Source organism: Aerococcus sp. UMB7834, assembly GCF_030215145.1.
GTDB lineage: Bacteria > Bacillota > Bacilli > Lactobacillales > Aerococcaceae > Aerococcus.
The window spans coordinates 214,874-231,423 of sequence record NZ_JASOLI010000004.1 but is presented as its reverse complement, the minus strand read 5'-3'; the positions used below and the strand labels follow the sequence as shown (position 1 = coordinate 231,423).

10 protein-coding genes, 1 tRNA gene and 2 pseudogenes are annotated in these 16,550 nt (G+C 46.0%); 4 read left to right on the top strand and 9 right to left on the bottom strand.

Features of this window, described 5'->3' with window-relative positions:
- Positions 1-437: 437 nt before the first annotated feature.
- The 6 genes from QP339_RS04810 to QP339_RS04785 form a co-directional block, all read right to left on the bottom strand.
- Positions 438-1,637, bottom strand: a complete 1,200-nt coding sequence (locus tag QP339_RS04810) for a coenzyme F420-0:L-glutamate ligase (protein ID WP_284910628.1) — start codon at positions 1,635-1,637, stop codon at positions 438-440.
- A gap of 97 nt (positions 1,638-1,734) precedes the next feature.
- Positions 1,735-2,937 (bottom strand): enoyl-ACP reductase FabV, encoded by a 1,203-nt coding sequence (fabV, locus tag QP339_RS04805; protein WP_284910627.1) that lies wholly within the window; start codon positions 2,935-2,937, stop codon positions 1,735-1,737.
- 62 nt (positions 2,938-2,999) lie between these two features.
- Positions 3,000-3,668: a YoaK family protein gene (locus QP339_RS04800; protein WP_284910626.1), complete on the bottom strand. Its 669-nt coding sequence runs from the start codon at positions 3,666-3,668 to the stop codon at positions 3,000-3,002.
- Between the two features lie 10 nt (positions 3,669-3,678).
- Complete coding sequence (locus QP339_RS04795; protein ID WP_284910625.1) at positions 3,679-3,978, bottom strand: DUF4298 domain-containing protein; 300 nt, start codon at positions 3,976-3,978, stop codon at positions 3,679-3,681.
- A 128-nt stretch (positions 3,979-4,106) separates the two neighbouring features.
- On the bottom strand, positions 4,107-5,189 hold the full coding sequence (gene rlmN / locus QP339_RS04790) for a dual-specificity RNA methyltransferase RlmN (RefSeq protein ID WP_070618886.1): 1,083 nt from the start codon (positions 5,187-5,189) through the stop codon (positions 4,107-4,109).
- Positions 5,190-5,332: 143 nt separating this feature from the next.
- A complete protein-coding gene (locus tag QP339_RS04785) occupies positions 5,333-6,481 on the bottom strand; it encodes an MFS transporter (RefSeq protein WP_284910624.1) in 1,149 nt (382 codons plus the stop codon).
- Positions 6,482-6,699: 218 nt separating this feature from the next.
- Here QP339_RS04785 and QP339_RS04780 point away from each other — a divergent pair, with 218 nt between their 5' ends.
- From QP339_RS04780 to QP339_RS04765, 4 genes are all read left to right on the top strand, one after another.
- A complete protein-coding gene (locus QP339_RS04780; RefSeq protein WP_284910623.1) occupies positions 6,700-7,971 on the top strand; it encodes an amidohydrolase family protein in 1,272 nt (423 codons plus the stop codon).
- A 206-nt stretch (positions 7,972-8,177) separates the two neighbouring features.
- A tRNA-Lys gene (locus QP339_RS04775) sits at positions 8,178-8,250 on the top strand.
- 360 nt (positions 8,251-8,610) lie between these two features.
- Entirely contained in the window at positions 8,611-9,873 is a 1,263-nt protein-coding gene (locus tag QP339_RS04770; protein ID WP_284910622.1) for an NRAMP family divalent metal transporter, read from the top strand.
- A gap of 300 nt (positions 9,874-10,173) precedes the next feature.
- Entirely contained in the window at positions 10,174-12,675 is a 2,502-nt protein-coding gene (locus tag QP339_RS04765) for a G5 domain-containing protein (protein WP_284910621.1), read from the top strand.
- Between the two features lie 83 nt (positions 12,676-12,758).
- On the opposite strand, the gene QP339_RS09680 is transcribed toward QP339_RS04765, so the two are convergent.
- The 3 genes and pseudogenes from QP339_RS09680 to QP339_RS09670 all read right to left on the bottom strand — a co-directional run.
- Positions 12,759-13,925 carry an LPXTG cell wall anchor domain-containing protein gene (locus tag QP339_RS09680; RefSeq protein WP_502869652.1) on the bottom strand — a complete coding sequence of 389 codons (1,167 nt, stop codon included), beginning with the start codon at positions 13,923-13,925 and terminating at the stop codon, positions 12,759-12,761.
- Between the two features lie 570 nt (positions 13,926-14,495).
- Positions 14,496-14,816 (bottom strand): annotated as a pseudogene (locus tag QP339_RS09675) (collagen-flanked surface repeat-containing protein); the annotation flags it as partial.
- Positions 14,817-14,906: 90 nt separating this feature from the next.
- A pseudogene (locus QP339_RS09670) lies at positions 14,907-16,160 on the bottom strand (collagen-flanked surface repeat-containing protein); the annotation flags it as partial.
- Between the last annotated feature and the right edge of the window lie 390 nt (positions 16,161-16,550).

Sequence of the window (16,550 nt, the reverse complement as noted above, 5' to 3'; positions counted from 1 at the left end):
GATCGGCTAAAGCCGCTCTTTTCCGTTTGGCCTCCAGTCATTCAAGTCTGGGCGCAACTGCTCTCACCCTGTTTAGTTGGGTTCGACTTGGCAGACTCGGAGTGATTTCACAATTAAGAAATGAGCGAATACTTCGCTCTTATTCTTAATTGCTCCAATCATCCTAGTCTGACCGCCAAGTCTCACACCCTGGTTAGTTGGGTTTGGTCTGGCAGCTTTCGTGTCACTTCACAAGTCTCCGCCGTAGTCTTCCAGACTACTCTGGTGACTTGCTCCAGTGAACGAAAGCTAAGCGCCAGGCCTCACACCCTGTTTTTAGTTGGGTTCGCAGTTGCAGTCTTGAAGTGACTTCAGCTAATCGGAACGATCGGCTAAAGCCGCTCTTTTCCGTTTGGCCTCCAGTCATTCAAGTCTGGGCGCAACTGCTCTCACCCTGTTTAGTCCGAGTAATTGTCGAAGTAGCCTTGGATGTAGATGAAGGGGGTGCCTTTGTCGCCGCTGCCGCTGGTGAGGTCGGCTAGGGAGCCGACGAGGTCAGTGATCTGGCGTGGAGTGGTGCCTACCGAGCTATGGTGGGTATCGCCTTCGTTTTCTTCGTGTTTTTTGATATGGTCACGCATAGCGTCTTCTAGAGCTTGGCCGCTGAGATCGCTGAACTGGTTGTCAGCCAGGTATTTAAGTTTCATCTCATGGGGGGTGCCCGCTAGTCCGTCGGTGTAACCAGGGGAAACAACGGGATCGGCGAGTTCCCAGATATGGCCGACTGGATCCTTGAAGGCCCCGTCTCCGTAGACCATCACTTCAATCGTCGCTCCCGTTTCTTCAGCAATCTGCGCTTGGAGCTCACGAACAAAAGTCATGGCATCACGGGGGAAGAGTTTCAGCGTATTTTCACCGGAGAGATTGGCACCCAGTAGCCCAAATTCTTCATTGTAGCCTTCTCCCTGACTAGGGGCTTGGTTGAGAATATTATCGAGACTCAGAACCACTGCTTGGTCATCTACCTTCTTCAATTCACGTTTCAACCGGTCGCGGCTATGGGTGGTGCAGACCAAGACATCCTGGCTGTAATCGAGGATTGTTTCCACCCGGTTAGAGAAGATAATCTCACATTCTGCCCCTTCGCCTTCCACACATTCCTTATAGAGGGCCACATAGTTTTGACCTGTGAAGGGATGCTTGGGTTGACCAAAAGTTTGGACGAATTCTTCCTCAGTTAATGTCGTCGACCAAGGATTAATATCAGCTTCCTCAAGAGCTTGGTCTGAGATCAGGGCATTGCCCACCTCATCACGAGGATAAGCGAATTGGATCACCACTTTGGACTTGGCCCGGGCGATAGCTTGGAGAATAGGATAGAAGCGGTTACGGCTGGTAATCGGAAAGACAATTCCAATCGTATCAGAAGTGAATTTCTTGTTGAGGTCTTCTGCGACCGCATCCAGGCTCACAAAATTACCTTGGGCGCGAGCCAAAATCGATTCCGTTACCGCGATAATATCCTTATCTTGAATCTTAAAACCTTCTTGGTCCGCAGCTTGGACGAGGGTCGCTTTCACAATTTGGGCGAGGTCGTCGCCTTCTTTAATAATAGGCGCACGCAGTCCCCGAACGACAGTACCTAGCAGTCTTGACATGTTCATCATCCTTTTATCAGTCTATTTTATAAAAAACAATACGTCTCCATGATAGCATGTTTTGCCCTCGCCGTGCAGCTTTATTTCAAAAAAAGCGCTAAGCTTCTAGTGCCTTCAAGTCGTCCAAGTCGACTGCTTCTTGACCGTCATCGCCATCGACATCGAAGCCGTTTAGGTTTAGAAATTCGTGCCAGAGCAAGTCATAAGCGGTCAGATCGGTCTTGAAATTTTCGAGCGTGATTTTTTTGATGAGAGCTTCCGTTTGGGCCTGTACCTCGGGATCTAATTCCCAAAGATCGGGACGGAGGCGTCCCTTGTCATCGTAGGCTGCCTGATCACCGTAGATCATGTCCCGGTAGATCCGATCCTGGTGCATAATCGGCGTTTCGTGAGTCCCGCGCTCAGCCATCACCTTGTAGAGGGCGATGCAATAAATAGGGAAGAAAGGAATTACCGCGCTGGCCTTGGTGGTCACAGCCGTTGCTACAACAACTTGAGCCTTGCCAGCTAAGTCTTCTAACTCTTGATTAATCCAATCTGCCTTCTCATCACAGTCTGCCTTAGCCCGGCCCAAGGTCCCATCTTGGTAGTAAGAACGATTGAGGTCACTCCCCAAATAGGAATAAATAACCGTTTGGACCCCTTCAGCCAGAACACCAGCTTCATTGAGCAGCTTGATCCAGCCATACCAATCTTCACCACCCATGACTTTAACGGTTGCTTCGATTTCTTCCTCACTGGCTGGCTCTAAGACTTCCTCATAGAGTTCTTCTTTCTGCAGGTTAATATTAGGGCCTACGACTTCTTGGCCGATAGATTTGATCGCTGAATGGTAGGTCTGTCCTGTTTCAGGATCCGTCCGCCGACCGGTTGCCAGACTATAAACCACTAAGTCAACTTTTCCACCGAATTCTTCCTTGATGTAATGAATGACGTCATCCTTCAACTCTTGGCTAAAGGCATCCCCTACAAAATTTTTTGCCACTAAGCCTTCTTTTTCAGCCGCTTGGCGGAAGAAGATATTATTGTACCAACCGGGAGTTCCCAAGTTTTTCTCCGAACGGGGCCCCTTATCATAGGATACGCCGATGGTATCTGCCCCTGCCCCGAAGGCTGTGGTAATACGTGTCGCTAGACCGTAGCTGGAAGATGCTCCTAAAACAAGGACCTTCTTAGGCCCTTCATAGTGTCCCTGGCTCTTCACATAGTCAATTTGATTCTGGATCTCCTGCTTGAGCCCCATGGGGTTAACGGTCATCAGCACATTGCCCCTTAAGACAGGCTTACTTTCAATTGTCATCTCATCACTCCTGATATTATTTTTCTATTAATTATACACAAAAAAGCTGGTCCTGGATAGTTCTAGGGCCAGCTCGTCACTTCAAGCTTATCACGGAAAAAGAAGAAGTACCCCGCCACCAGGAGGTCCAGGATACCCGCCACCAACATTTCATGGATAGGCGTATACTGGTCCACCAGAGCCGCAAAGATCCCTCCCGCTAAGAAGCTCCATAAATTATTCAAATGAAAGGTCAAGCGCCAGATTTCAATAGGATGGCGGTTGAGCCAGCGGCCGACCATGACACCAATATCCGTCAACAAGCCGGTCATAATCGTCGTGCGGACCGTAATCCCCCGATAAGAGAGCCGCATACCATTCTGAAAGCCTAGAGAAAAAGCGGTCAAGACTAAGAGAAGGCCAGCTGGCAAATCTAGCCAGGGTGTCGCCAGCCAGAGGAGCCCAAAGCCCGACAGAATAGCCGTATAGCGTAAGCGCACCGCTGAATCATCATGGGGATAACAGAAACCACTGAAGATGGTCCCCATAAGAAAGGCAAAGACAACGGACAAGGTCTCCACCAAGGCAAAATTATTCTGCTGGACAATCAATATCGGAATATTAGTTAGCGAGCCCGTCTGCCCCGCCAAGGTGGTCGCAAAATGAATAATCATCGTCACATTAATATAGCCTGCCAAAAAACGCAGGAATAAGACCGACCAATAATTCGCTTGTCTGCTTTCGCTGGTCACATCCTACCTCCTAGGCTAAAAGGTCGCGGGCCAAGTCGAGAAGGGCCAAGGCAATCCGGTGCTTGTCGACTAAACAATCATAGACCCCATCTTCGCTCAGCACCTGGTAGGTCAAGTCCTCAGGCATGCTTCCATCCTCATAGGCATCAAAATCGTCAAACCATTCTTCGCTCCCATAATAAGCTTCGAGGGCCTCTAATTGAGGCTTGATCGCTTCAAATTTAGCCAGATCTTGGTCAAAATCTTCAAAAAAGGATTGAATTTCCTTCAAGTGACTTTCCATTTCTTGGATGCGTTCTATAGCTGGCATTTTTTACTTCCTTTCTGCTGGGCTAGACAGAGGCTGAAACAAAAACTCCGTCCTCTTTAAAAATAACGACTCATTAAGCAAAAATCTGTTCCAGTGATTCAAGCCTAAGTGCCTTTTGTCACTGGCTCCTAGGCCTTTTCTCTTTGCCGACGTTCCCGGCGTTTGCGTTCATACTGGCTGCGCAATTGGCCACAAGCGGCTTCGATTTCCGTCCCGAATTCTTTGCGGACTACACAGTTGATATTATTTTGCATCAAGACATCGAAAAACTTAGTGATGGCTTCTGGCTTGGACCGGCGGTAAGGATTTTCTGGTACCGGATTATAGGGAATCAAGTTAACATAGGCTAATTTTCGCATAGGTTTGAGAAGGTCTGCCAACTCTTGCGCATGCTCTGGCCGGTCATTGACGTCATCAATCATAATATGCTCGAAGGTCACCCGGCGATTGGTCAGGTCGGTATATTCATAGATAGCATCGAAGAGCTCTTCCATGGGATACTTGCGGTTTATCCGCATCATTGATGACCGGACCTCATTATTGGAGGCATGGAGGGAAACCGCTAAATTGACCTGGATGCCTTCACGGGCAAATTCGCGAATCTTAGGGGCCAGGCCAGACGTTGACACGGTAATGTGCCGGGCACCGATAGCTAGTCCCTTGTCATCATTCACAATGCGGAGGAAGCGCATCACGTTGTCATAATTATCGAAGGGTTCCCCAATCCCCATCACCACAATATGGGAAACCTTCTCGCCCTCCCCGCGGGCATCGAGATAGCGTTGGATGTACATAATCTGGGCCACGATTTCACCTGTCGTCAGGTCCCGCTGTTTAGGCAAGAGGCCTGAAGCGCAGAAACGGCAGCCGATATTACAGCCAATTTGGGTCGTCACACAGACCGACAAGCCATAGTGGTGGTACATTAGAACCGTTTCAATCATCGACTGATCCGCTAATTGGAAGAGGAACTTGGTCGTCCTGTCCTCAGCCCGCTGAACAATTTCTTCTTTTAAAGGGCTGAAATTAAATTGGTCTTCCAAAGCTTGTCGCAGGTCTTCGGAAAGATTGGTCATTTCCGCAAAACTCCCTACCCGTTGGCGGTAGAGCCATTGCCAGATTTGTTCCGCGCGAAAAGCTTTCTCGCCCATTTCCACTAAGCGTTCTTCCATTTCCTTTCGCGTCAGACCATAGATTGATTCTTTTGTCATGAACTGTCTTACTCCTTTTTTTAAATCCTTCTAAATTTCTTTTCCATTATAACATGAACTTTACTGATAGCTAGGCTGTCTTAATAAAGTTTAGACCAATTACCTAACAAAAAAGACTGGCCATAGAGGCGCAGTCTCTTTCATTAGGCGAGGTATTTTTTTGCTGATAAACTGATCGCTAAGCCCAGAATCAGGAGGAGCAAGGCCATGACCACAATCGCTGCTGAAGACGAGGAAGCAAGTAACCAGCCGCCAACTGTTGAGCCAATCATAATCGAGAAGTTAAAGGCGGCTGACTGGAGCGAAGTCGCCACAGCTGTTCCCTGGCTCACCTGACGGGTCACTGCGGTTTGGAAGAGAGTCACCAGAGCGCCGAAGCCCAGCCCCCATAGGATAAAGGCCAGATGATGAAGCCCTGTGCTCGACACAAAATAGAAGCAAGCCATGGCCAAGGCCGCACTACCTAGCATGCCCGCACAGACCCAGCGCAGGTAATGGTCAATAAAGATTCCGGCTATAACAACAGATAGAATCGATCCCAGCCCAAAGAGGATTTGGGCTAGACCAATACCTGGATAATCGATAGTCTTCACTAAGTTGGTAATGTAGGTGTAGACCCCATAGTTGGCAACGACCGCAAGAACGGTCAGGAGGACAACGAGGAGGACGCCCTTATTCTTCAACATGGTAAGAGGGGAGTTCGAGCGAGAGCGCTTCTCACCAGGGACATGGGGTAGGAAGGTCTGGCAGAGGAAGGCCACCCCTGCAATAAAGATTGCCATCACAATAAACTCTAAGTGGAAAGAAAAACGGGTCCCGATCCAGGTCATCAAGGGCAAACCCAGGCTCATACCGACTGTTGTCCCAGCCATGATCACAGCGACCGCCTTGCCCTGGTCTTCTGCTTTCACCAGGCTCATTCCGTAGGCAGAAATCATGGGCCAAAGTGCACCCGCACAGACCCCTCCTAAGATACGCGCGAGGACAGCCAACCAATAAATCGGTAGGAGCCCAATGACGAGATTGGCTAGGCAAAAGCCGATAAGGAGCAGCATGAGGAGCTTCTTTCGGTCCCATTCAACCGTTGCGGAAATAATGGGAATACCGCAAAAAGCTGAAGCAATAGCATATTGGCCAACAAAACCTCCCGCTTGTGCCTCTGTAATCCCAAAACCTTCCGCCATCTGAGGTAAGACACCCGAAGGCATTAATTCCGACAAGATGGCCATAAAGGTAATGCTTGCCATCAAAATAAAAAGTGGCCATGAAAAGCCCGTTCTTTGTTGATGCATATTTTTCGTCCTTTCATCTCTTTACTTAAGGCTCATTATAGTTTAAGCAAATGCTTTGGCAAGCCCCAAAATAGCTTTTTCTGTGCGAATCTGAGCAAGAATTCATGTTCTCATGTGAATTGGCGCGCTGGCTAGCTAAAGTCAACCCTAAGACTTGATTTAAATGAAAGAAGACCTTAAGCTAGGTTATAGATATCATTACAGGAGGTAATTATAAGATGTCAAAAAAATTTATTAATGCGTGTATCTATAAGCACGATGATGCATCTGAAATCTTAGTTGAAGATGGAAAAATCAAAGCTATTGGGACAGAGCTCGGCTCAGCTGACGAAACGATCGACTTAGGAGGTCGCCTCGTTCTTCCTCCATACGTTGACTCCCACTTACACTTGGACTACTACTTCACGGGTCAAGATCCTAAGGTGAAGAATGAATCAGGGACCCTTTTTGAAGCCATTGACTTATGGAACGACTACAAGAAAGGTACCAGCAAGGAAGAAATGAAAGAACGGATCCGCCAAGCTGTTAAAGACGTGGCTGCTTACGGCACCCAATTCATCCGCGCCCAAACCGACTGTACCGATCCTAACCTAACAGGCATCAAGGCCGCTCTCGAAGTCCGTGATGAATTAAAGGATAATATCACCATCCAAGTTGTTGCCTTCCCCCAAAACGGGATGTACTCCTATGAAGAAGAAGGCAAGACGGGCCGCGACTTAGTTGAAGAAGCCCTTCAATTAGGGGCTGATTGTGTCGGCGGGATCCCTCACAATGAATGGAGCCGCCAAGACGGGATGGAATCGATTAAGGAAATTGTCCGCCTGGCCATTAAATATGACAAATTGATCGACGTCCACTGCGACGAAACCGATGACGACCAAGCCCGCTTCCTCGAACTTCTCAATGCAGAAGCTATGAAGCAAGGCTACGGCCATGAAACCACAGCTTCCCACACCTGCTCATTCGGTTCCGTTAACGATGCCTACGCCTTCCGCATGATGGGCCTTTTCCGTCAATCTGGCTTGAACTTTGTTTCCTGCCCTACCGAAAACCTCTTCCTCCAAGGCCGCCAAGACACCTATCCTAAACGCCGTGGCCTGACCCGGGTGAAAGAATTCGTCGACAATGACATCAACGTGGCATTCGGCCAAGATTCCATTGTTGACCTCTGGTACCCAGCTGGATCTGGTAACATGATGAATATCCTAGACAACGGCATCCACGCCACCCAGCTCATGCGCGAAGAAGACTTCCCACGCAACTTTGATTTGATTACCTACAACGGGGCCAAATTAATGCAAGTGGAAGATGTCTATGGTTTGGATGAAGGGAAACCTGCCAACTTCATCGTCCTCGATGCTCCAAGCACCTATGAAGCCCAACGCTGCCGGGTAGAATGCCTCGCTTCCATCCGCAACGGCGAATACCTCTTCGAAAAAGCGCCTCGTGAATACCGGACTGACTTAGACATCGATCGCAAAACCAAATAAGACTGTTAAATTTTAAAAATCAGCCAGGCCCAAATGAGGGCTTGGCTTTTTTAAATTTATTTTTTCTTAAGAAACGCTGATAAAACAAGAAAAATAACCCCACAGTCAAAGTCCCAAAATTTTTTTGAAAAAAATAACGAAAAAGACTTGAAATTTTCCTCAAACAGGCGTAAGATATATTTATCGTCATTAAGCGATAACGACACGGACCGTTAACTCAGTTGGTAGAGTAGCGGACTCTTAATCCGTCTGTCGAGAGTTCGAGCCTCTCACGGTCCATCGTCTACAAACAGCGTGATAACAAGCATTTGTAAGCCTTGTTGTCACGATGTTTTTTTATATTTTTAAATTTATGTACGAGATTTTGCACGATTCAAAGCCTTTCTTTTTTACTTAAACCGGAGGAATATCTAGAGTCATTAACACATTTATGCTTTTTTAATGACTACTGAGATGGTAAAAGCTTTTAATTATTTAGAGCAAAGTCCCCCATTTCAAATCTTTCGTTATCCCCCAACATTTTGAAGATATGTTAGCGCTTTGAAACAAATCCTACCCTTGTTTTCAGAAATTTTTTTCTATATACTTTAGAAACTCATTCAGATTATTCTGAAAATTTAACCGATAGGAGAAATGATTATGTCACAAGTCGTTACAACAAGTCAATCTACCTGGGCCAGCAAGGTCAAAGCCATGGGGCCAGGTATCCTCATGGCTTCGGCTGCGGTGGGTGGGTCCCATATTGTATCCTCTACCCAAGCCGGTGCTTCATATGGTTGGTCGCTTTTATTCCTCGTTATCTTGGCCAATATCTTCAAATACCCCTTCTTCCGTTTTGGCGCGGAATATACAGCCGAAACGGGTAAAACTCTCGTTGAGGGTTATACTGAGAAGGGCAAATTCCATCTTTGGGTCTTCTTTATCCTAAATGTCTTCTCCGCCTTGGTCAATACAGCAGGGGTGGCTATTCTATGTTCAGCTATTATTGCCAGTGCCTTCCCTATGATTAATCTAACTATTACCCAGTGGTCCATTATCCTCATCGCCCTCATCTGGGCCATGCTCCTCTTCGGGGGCTACAAGTTACTCGATGGGATGGCCAAGTGGATCATGTCCGCCCTCACCATTGCCACTGTCCTAGCCGTTATCATCGCGGCCATTGAGCACCCTGAATACAGTGCAGACTTTGTAGAACGGACCCCCTGGCAACTGGCTGCCCTCCCCTTCATCGTGTCGCTGGTCGGTTGGATGCCCGCACCGATTGAAATCTCAGCCATCAACTCGCTCTGGTCAGCAGAGAAGCGGAAGAGCGTTGACTTCAACACCGAAGATGCCCTCTTCGACTTCAACGTGGGCTACATTGGAACAGCTATCTTAGCTGTCTTCTTCGTGGCTCTAGGCGCCCTCATCCAATACCCTACCGGCCAAGCAGTAGAAGCTGCCTCCGCCAAATACATCTCCCAGTTTGTGGGCATGTATGCCTCCGTCCTCGGTGACTGGTCCCGTTACTTGATCACCTTCATCGCCTTTCTCTGCATCTTTGGCACAGTCATTACCGTTATCGACGGTTACTCCCGGGTCAACGAAATTTCCCTGCGCTTACTCCTTAATAAAAAAGAAGCCGGTCAAAATTCTCTGAAGATCTGGATGACCCTGACCGCCATCATCGGTTTAGTGCTTATCCAATTCTTCGCAGGTCAGGTAGCCACCATGCTTCGCTTCGCCATGATTGGCTCATTCCTAACCACCCCCTTCTTTGCTCTCTTGAACTATGTCCTCGTCACTCGCGAAAACAAAAACCTTCCAAGCTGGTTGAAAATCTTAGCTATCCTTGGTTTAATTTTCCTATTTGGTTTCGCCCTCTTCTTTGTCTATGCCCTCCTTATTGGTCAGGCAGGCTAAGTTTCTAAATTCCTATAAATTCTGTAAGCAGTTAGCTGCCCCAAGTGAAAACTTAAGGGCAGCTTTTTTTTATGCCTATTGACTCTTTAGCTCAGTTTAGCTTGACTATGCTGAACATGTCATTAATCTAAGAGGTCTAGCCCCAAAAAGGCCTAGGCTGGTATTTCCTCTCATATTGAGAAGAAAAGAAACGATTCAGGAGTCAAAAACAACTGTTTAGGCCATTATCGGTTATATAGGACAAAGTAATGATATACTGAGCTTATAAATTTCATTATTTATTTGGAGGTATGAAAGAACATGATGAAGAAGAAGATGCGTAAATTTGCCCAGCTTGGTCTGATCAGTTTAGCTAGCCTTAATGCTCTAGGTCCTAGTATTCTTGGTTTAGGCCTTGAACCTGTTCAGGCTGCCAAACCAGCCACTAAACAAAATCAGCCAGCCGCCTCAGCCAGCCAATGGAAGGCTAATAGTGTCCAAAAAGTCAAAGAACAAATTCAAAAAGAAAAATTAGTGGATGCTTACTACATTGTTAATTGGGGAGATACCCTATCAGCCATCTCAGAAGCGACCAATATAGCAATCGAAGACCTGGCCCAAGTCAATCAAATTGAAGATGTTGATTTAATTTTTACCGGTCAGCGCCTTCTCATCGATGCGGATAAAATTAATACCATGCTGAAAAACGGTGAGCGTGTCTCAAGACAGGAGCGGGATAAATTCCTGGCCCTCGTTAATCCCTACAAGAACAGTTCCCTAGACTATCAACAGAAGGAAGACGGGACTCGCCAAGGGATTAAGGAAAAAGGTTACGGCTATGGTCCACAAAAAGAAGTGGCCTTCCGCACCAAGGATAATGTTATTATTCCAGCATCCAGCCTTAGAGCTCAAACAAGTTCTTTAGAGCATGACTCAATGGAAGCGCCTAGTCTAACAGAGAAGCCAAATGAAAATCGACAAGATCAAGAGAACCTACCAAGTGGACAGGCAGTAAGCGAAAAACCTTCTGAAGATAAATCCCACACGCCTTCAAACAAAGAAAAAGAAGAAAAACCTTCAACCACACCAAGTAACGAAACAATTGATGGTCCAAGCGTGGATAAGGGGAATGAATCAATCCATACACCAAGTGATAAAGACTCTTCTCAAGGTGAAACAACAATCACTATCCATGACGAAGAAGTCCCTACAGAAGACGGAAACACCGTTACTCCACCACAGGACACCCCATCCACCCTCATCCCCGGTGAACCAACAATCATCAACGAGGATACCCACGAGGAAATCATTCCAGGTGACCCTCAAGTTGTTCCAAACCCCAACTACACAGAACCTGAACAACCTGTAGTTGATCCCGAAAATCCAGATGAAGAAGTTGTTCCGACAACACCACCTTCAACTGAACCTGAGTTTATCGAAGTACCTAGCGAACCAACAGTGAAACGAACGACCACAAAAGTCTCTGAAAAGACAGATGTGATCACCGCTCCTGTTCGTTACCTAGCAGATCCTAACCTTCCAGAAGGTGAAGAGCGTGTTGGACAAGAAGGTCAAGATGGTTTTGTGACAACGCAAATCACCCAAACCCTTACAGATGGTGTCGTCGTATCCGAAACCTCCAAAGAAATTAATCGCCAAGAACCCGTTGCCACGATCATCTATTACGGTACCAAAGTTAAAGACCAAGTGACCGTTAAAACTGAAAGCCACGATACCCTTATCAGGCATGGCATCCGTTATATCAAAGATGACAACTTAGAACAAGGGAAAGAAATTGTTGCCCAAGAAGGAGTTGACGGCAAGGTTACTAAAACCTATCGGGTGACTTATACCAACGGCGTAGAAAGCCAACGTGAACTCATTGATGAAAGCCGAACAGAACCCATCGAACAAGTTGTGCGTTATGGCACTAAGGTGAACCAACCGGCGCCACAACCTGAAGACAAGCCAACACCAAAACCTGAAACTGAAACAAGAGGCTATGGCAATGTTAACGTTGGCGATATCTTCACACAAGTTGTTGGTGACCCTTACCACTTAGAAAATGGTGAAGTGACTGATAAAACAGTTTATGATATTAAGATCACAGATAAGACCGGAAAATTCGTTGATATGACGATTGATGAATTCAAAAAGGCTTATACGCCAGAAGAGCGTTATGACTTAGCCAAATACAACGATTCTACTGATCATAGACCACATATTTCATATATTGCTAAAAATAACAGCACAGGAGAAACACATAATGGTATTGCCTGGGGGATTGTACCAACAAACGAAACCATTGAAGCTTTTAATAAATATCAAATCATTGACATTGATTTACTCAATGAAGAATTCGCCAAATTAATCAATGCACACCGAAAAGAATTAGGGCTAAGCCAAGTCGCTTACGATCCAAAATTAAGAAAACCAATTGATAATACAACGAATCAATTAGCTAAAATTGGAACAATTCGTATTAATGGAAAAACTCATAGTTTAATTGATGGGACCGCTTCATTAGACCAATATGGCGATATTATTTCAAACGAAAATATTCTACAAACCTGGGCTCATGACTATCCAATGTTAACCAGTGAAAAAGCACTCGCTAAAGAATTTTATAATCAATGGATGATATCGCCTGGACATAAAGCAAATATTGAAACCCCATTTAATATGAACTATATTGCATTAGCTGTACAAACAAATCGTGTAGATAATAATTATGCCTATTTATTAAATCAAAAAGATAAATGGACTGTTATGAACGGTATGCCGCTTTATGCAGCTATGGTCATGAGCCTAGAAAAATATTAATAATACCTCTCCTTTTGATTTCTATATGACAAAGAGCTGTGCCGCTCAATTAGCGGCACAGCTCTTTTTTAGCTTACAAGTTACTATTTCTTTTTCTTTTGACTAAGAACTAGTCCTCCCACACCTAATAACAAGCTAGCAGCGATGGCCGCATTGGACACATTGGTCACTGTACCTGTTTGCGGTAACTGTGCCTTAGCTTTATAGGCTTTTGCTAGTGCTTTTTCCTTTGCTTGATCACTTGCTTGACTGGTTATGAGGGTGGTTCTTACATTTGAATTTTTGTTCTTCTCCTCCTCTAACTCTTTATTTTTTGCATTTGGAATCTTTGCTTTTGGATTCTCTGGTTTAGGTTCTTCTGGCTTTGGATCCTCTGGTTTCGGATATTCCGGTTTTGGATCTTCCGTTTTTGGATCTTCTGGCTTCGGATCTTCCGGTTTCGGATCTTCTGGTTTTGGTTCTTCTGGTTTTGGATCCTCTGGCTTCGGATCTTCCGGTTTAGGTTCTTCTGGTTTAGGTTCTTCTAGCTTCGGTTGGCAACATGGGATTTCAAGAATTTCTTTTGTATTATCTGTAAATACAATCGTTAAACGACCGTCTTTACTATAGATTTTCTTGATTCCTCTGCCATCTTTACCGTCTCTAATAAAGTGGCGGCTCGATTCCTTACCTTGAGGATCTTTAACAATCACCCATAAACCACTGTCACCGTCTGCATTCTTACCGGGAACTGTTTCAAGACTTGGCGAGCGGCCATCTTGGCCATCCTTGCCGTCACGAACAAATTCACGTGAGACTTCATTACCATCTCCATCGAAGATAATAATCCATTGACCACTGTCGCCATGTTCATTCTTACCGGGTTCCACTTTAGCAGAAGGCGTCTTACCATCTTGGCCATCACGGATGAATTCACGAACGGTTTCATTGCCATGACCGTCTTCGATAATCAACCATCTGCCCACATTTTCTTGACTATCTTTGCCTTTTTCAGTACGGATTTGTGGAGTTTTCCCATCTTGGCCATCCTTACCATCGCGACCATGGTAGATCGTATGTGTTTCGGTAGAGCCATCTGGATGCGTTATCTTAATACTTAGGCCAATTTCCTTACCATCTGAATCAAGAATCTTTTCAGTACTTAGAAGAGCTGATTTTCCATCTTTTCCGTCCTGCCCATCCTTACCATCGCGCACAAATTGACGGTCTAATTCTTGACCCGTGTCACGGTCACGGATAATCAACCACATACCTGACTGTCCGTTGAAGCTTCCAGGTTCGGTTGATGCGGTTATAGACTTGCCGTCCTTGCCATCACGGATAATATGCGTATGGCTTGTTCCATTGGCATGGTGGATGGTAATTTCTAGACCTTCTGTAGTTTCTCGTGATGAGATATCGGCTGATTTGCCATTTTGACCATCTGCAATAAATTCGCGGTCAATTTCTTGTAGCGTTTCTCTATCACGGATAATCAACCAAGCACCTGATTGTCCTTTATGGTCGCCACGTTCCGTTGTCGCAATAATGGATTTCCCATCGCGACCGTCTTTGCCATCCTTACCATCTTTCCCATGTTTAATCAGACGAGTTTCTTCTAAACCATCTGGATGGATAATGGTAATCTTATAACCGGTTTCTTGGCCATTCGGATCCACTAATGCTTCTGTCTTGATATCTGCAGACTTCCCATCCTTGCCATCTTTACCGTTGGCAACAAAGTCTCGATCGAGTTCTTTACCTGTTTCACTATCTTGAACAATGATCCAAACACCATCTTGACCTTGGAAATGACCTGGTTCTGTAGAAACAGTCACTGACTTGCCGTCTTTGCCATCTTGACCTGGATCACCTTTGGCACCGTCTTTCACAACTGTTGTCGTTTGGCTGCCATCTGGATTGGTGATTGTGATGGTATGAGTTCCGTTACCATTATCTATAACTTCGGCTGTAGCAGACTTGCCATCCTTACCATCTTTGATGACGGTTTCAGATTTCGTGCCATCTGGGTTGGTAATGGTTACGGTGTGAGTCCCGTTACCGTTATTCTTAACTTCAGCCTTAGGTGACTTACCATCTTTACCGTCAGCTACGAATTCACTGGAGACAATTTCATCTTCGGTGAACTTGCCATCACCGTTCTTATCGAAGTAGGTGATGATCCATTGGCCTGGCTCGCCAGCTTCGTTTGGTCCTTTAACAAGGTGAACGTAGGAAGACTTGCCATCTTTACCGTTCTTCACTACCGTAGTGGTTTGACTACCATCTGGGTTAGTGGTGATGATGGTGTGGCTACCATCGCCGTTGTCTTTGACTTCAGCTGTAGCGGCCTTACCGTCTTTACCATCTTTGATGATGGTTTCAGACTTCGTACCATCTGGATTAGTAATGATTACGGTGTGAGTCCCGTTACCGTTATTCTTAACTTCAGCCTTAGGTGACTTACCATCTTTACCATCAGCAACGAATTCACTGGAGACAATTTCATCTTCGGTGAACTTGCCATCGCCGTTCTTGTCAAAGTAGGTAATAATCCATTGACCTGGTTGACCGGCTTCGTTTGGTCCTTTAACAAGGTGAACATAAGAGGACTTGCCATCCTTACCAGCTTGGCCTGGGTCACCCTTATCTCCTTTAGCACCAGCTTGGCCTGGAGCACCATCTTTACCGTCAGCTACGAATTCACTGGAGACAATTTCATCTTCGGTGAACTTGCCATCGCCATTCTTGTCAAAGTAGGTGATGATCCATTGGCCTGGGTCGCCAGCTTCGTTTGGTCCTTTAACGAGGTGAACGTAAGAGGAATTCCCATCTTTACCTGGATCACCCTTGTCGCCCTTTTCACCATTGCGAACCACAGTGGTTGTTTGGCTGCCGTCTGGATTAGTGATGGTAATGGTGTGGGTACCATCATTGTTGTCTTTAACTTCAGCTGTGGCAGACTTGCCGTCCTTACCATCTTCAATCACTGTTTCAGTCGTCGTGCCGTCTGGGTTGGTAATGGTTACGGTGTGGGTGCCATTACCGTTGTCTTTGACTTCAGCTTTTGGTGATTTACCGTCTTTACCATCAGCAACGAATTCACTGGAGACAATTTCATCTTCTGTGAATTTACCGTCACCGTTCTTGTCAAAGTAAGTGATAATCCAGTTGCCTGATTCACCCGCTTCGTTTGGTCCCTTCACAACGTGAACGTAAGAGGACTTGCCGTCTTGACCAGGCTCACCTTGGTCACCCTTTTCACCTTTTTCGCCGTCTTTAACGAAGGTTTCTTTGATGACTTCATTGTTTTCGGGATCTCTCACGATGATCTTCACGCCGGATTCGGAGTTGGGATCATTTGGATCTTTCTCAACACGTTCACTTTCAACAACTGGGGTCTTACCGTTTTTACCATCGGTGCCGTCGAAGATGAATTCACGGCTGATTTCGCGTTCACCTGGGTCTACTTTCCCGTTGTTATTAGCGTCTTCGTGAACAATCATCCAGGTGCCTGGACGGTCTTTGCCGTTTTCATCAGTTTTTGTGCCGCGCTCTGCAGTGGCGAGAACCGACTTACCATCTTTACCGTCTTGGCCATCTTGACCTGGGGTACCTGGCGTACCTTGGTCACCCTTCTCACCTTTTTCGCCATCTTTAACGAAGGTTTCTTTGATGATGTCGTTGCTCTCAGGATCTCTGACAATGATCTTCACACCTGATTCGGAGTTGGGATCATTTGGATCTTTCTCAACACGTTCACTTTCAACAACTGGGCTCTTACCGTTTTTACCATCGGTACCATCGAAGATGAACTCACGGCTAATTTCACGTTCACCTGGGTCAACTTGACCGTTATTGTTGGTATCTTCATGAACAATCACCCAAGTCCCTGG

What these genes read in the sequence shown, in the direction of transcription:
- QP339_RS04810 (WP_284910628.1), bottom strand. Translation starts at nt 1,637, where the DNA reads ATGTCAAGACTGCTAGGTACTGTCGTTCGGGGACTGCGTGCGCCTATT.
- fabV (WP_284910627.1), bottom strand. Translation starts at nt 2,937, where the DNA reads ATGACAATTGAAAGTAAGCCTGTCTTAAGGGGCAATGTGCTGATGACC.
- QP339_RS04795 (WP_284910625.1), bottom strand. Translation starts at nt 3,978, where the DNA reads ATGCCAGCTATAGAACGCATCCAAGAAATGGAAAGTCACTTGAAGGAA.
- rlmN (WP_070618886.1), bottom strand. Translation starts at nt 5,189, where the DNA reads ATGACAAAAGAATCAATCTATGGTCTGACGCGAAAGGAAATGGAAGAA.
- QP339_RS04785 (WP_284910624.1), bottom strand. Translation starts at nt 6,481, where the DNA reads ATGCATCAACAAAGAACGGGCTTTTCATGGCCACTTTTTATTTTGATG.
- QP339_RS04780 (WP_284910623.1), top strand. Translation starts at nt 6,700, where the DNA reads ATGTCAAAAAAATTTATTAATGCGTGTATCTATAAGCACGATGATGCA.
- QP339_RS04770 (WP_284910622.1), top strand. Translation starts at nt 8,611, where the DNA reads ATGTCACAAGTCGTTACAACAAGTCAATCTACCTGGGCCAGCAAGGTC.
- QP339_RS04765 (WP_284910621.1), top strand. Translation starts at nt 10,174, where the DNA reads ATGATGAAGAAGAAGATGCGTAAATTTGCCCAGCTTGGTCTGATCAGT.
- QP339_RS09680 (WP_502869652.1), bottom strand. Translation starts at nt 13,925, where the DNA reads ATGTGGTTGATTATCCGTGACCGTGACACGGGTCAAGAATTAGACCGT.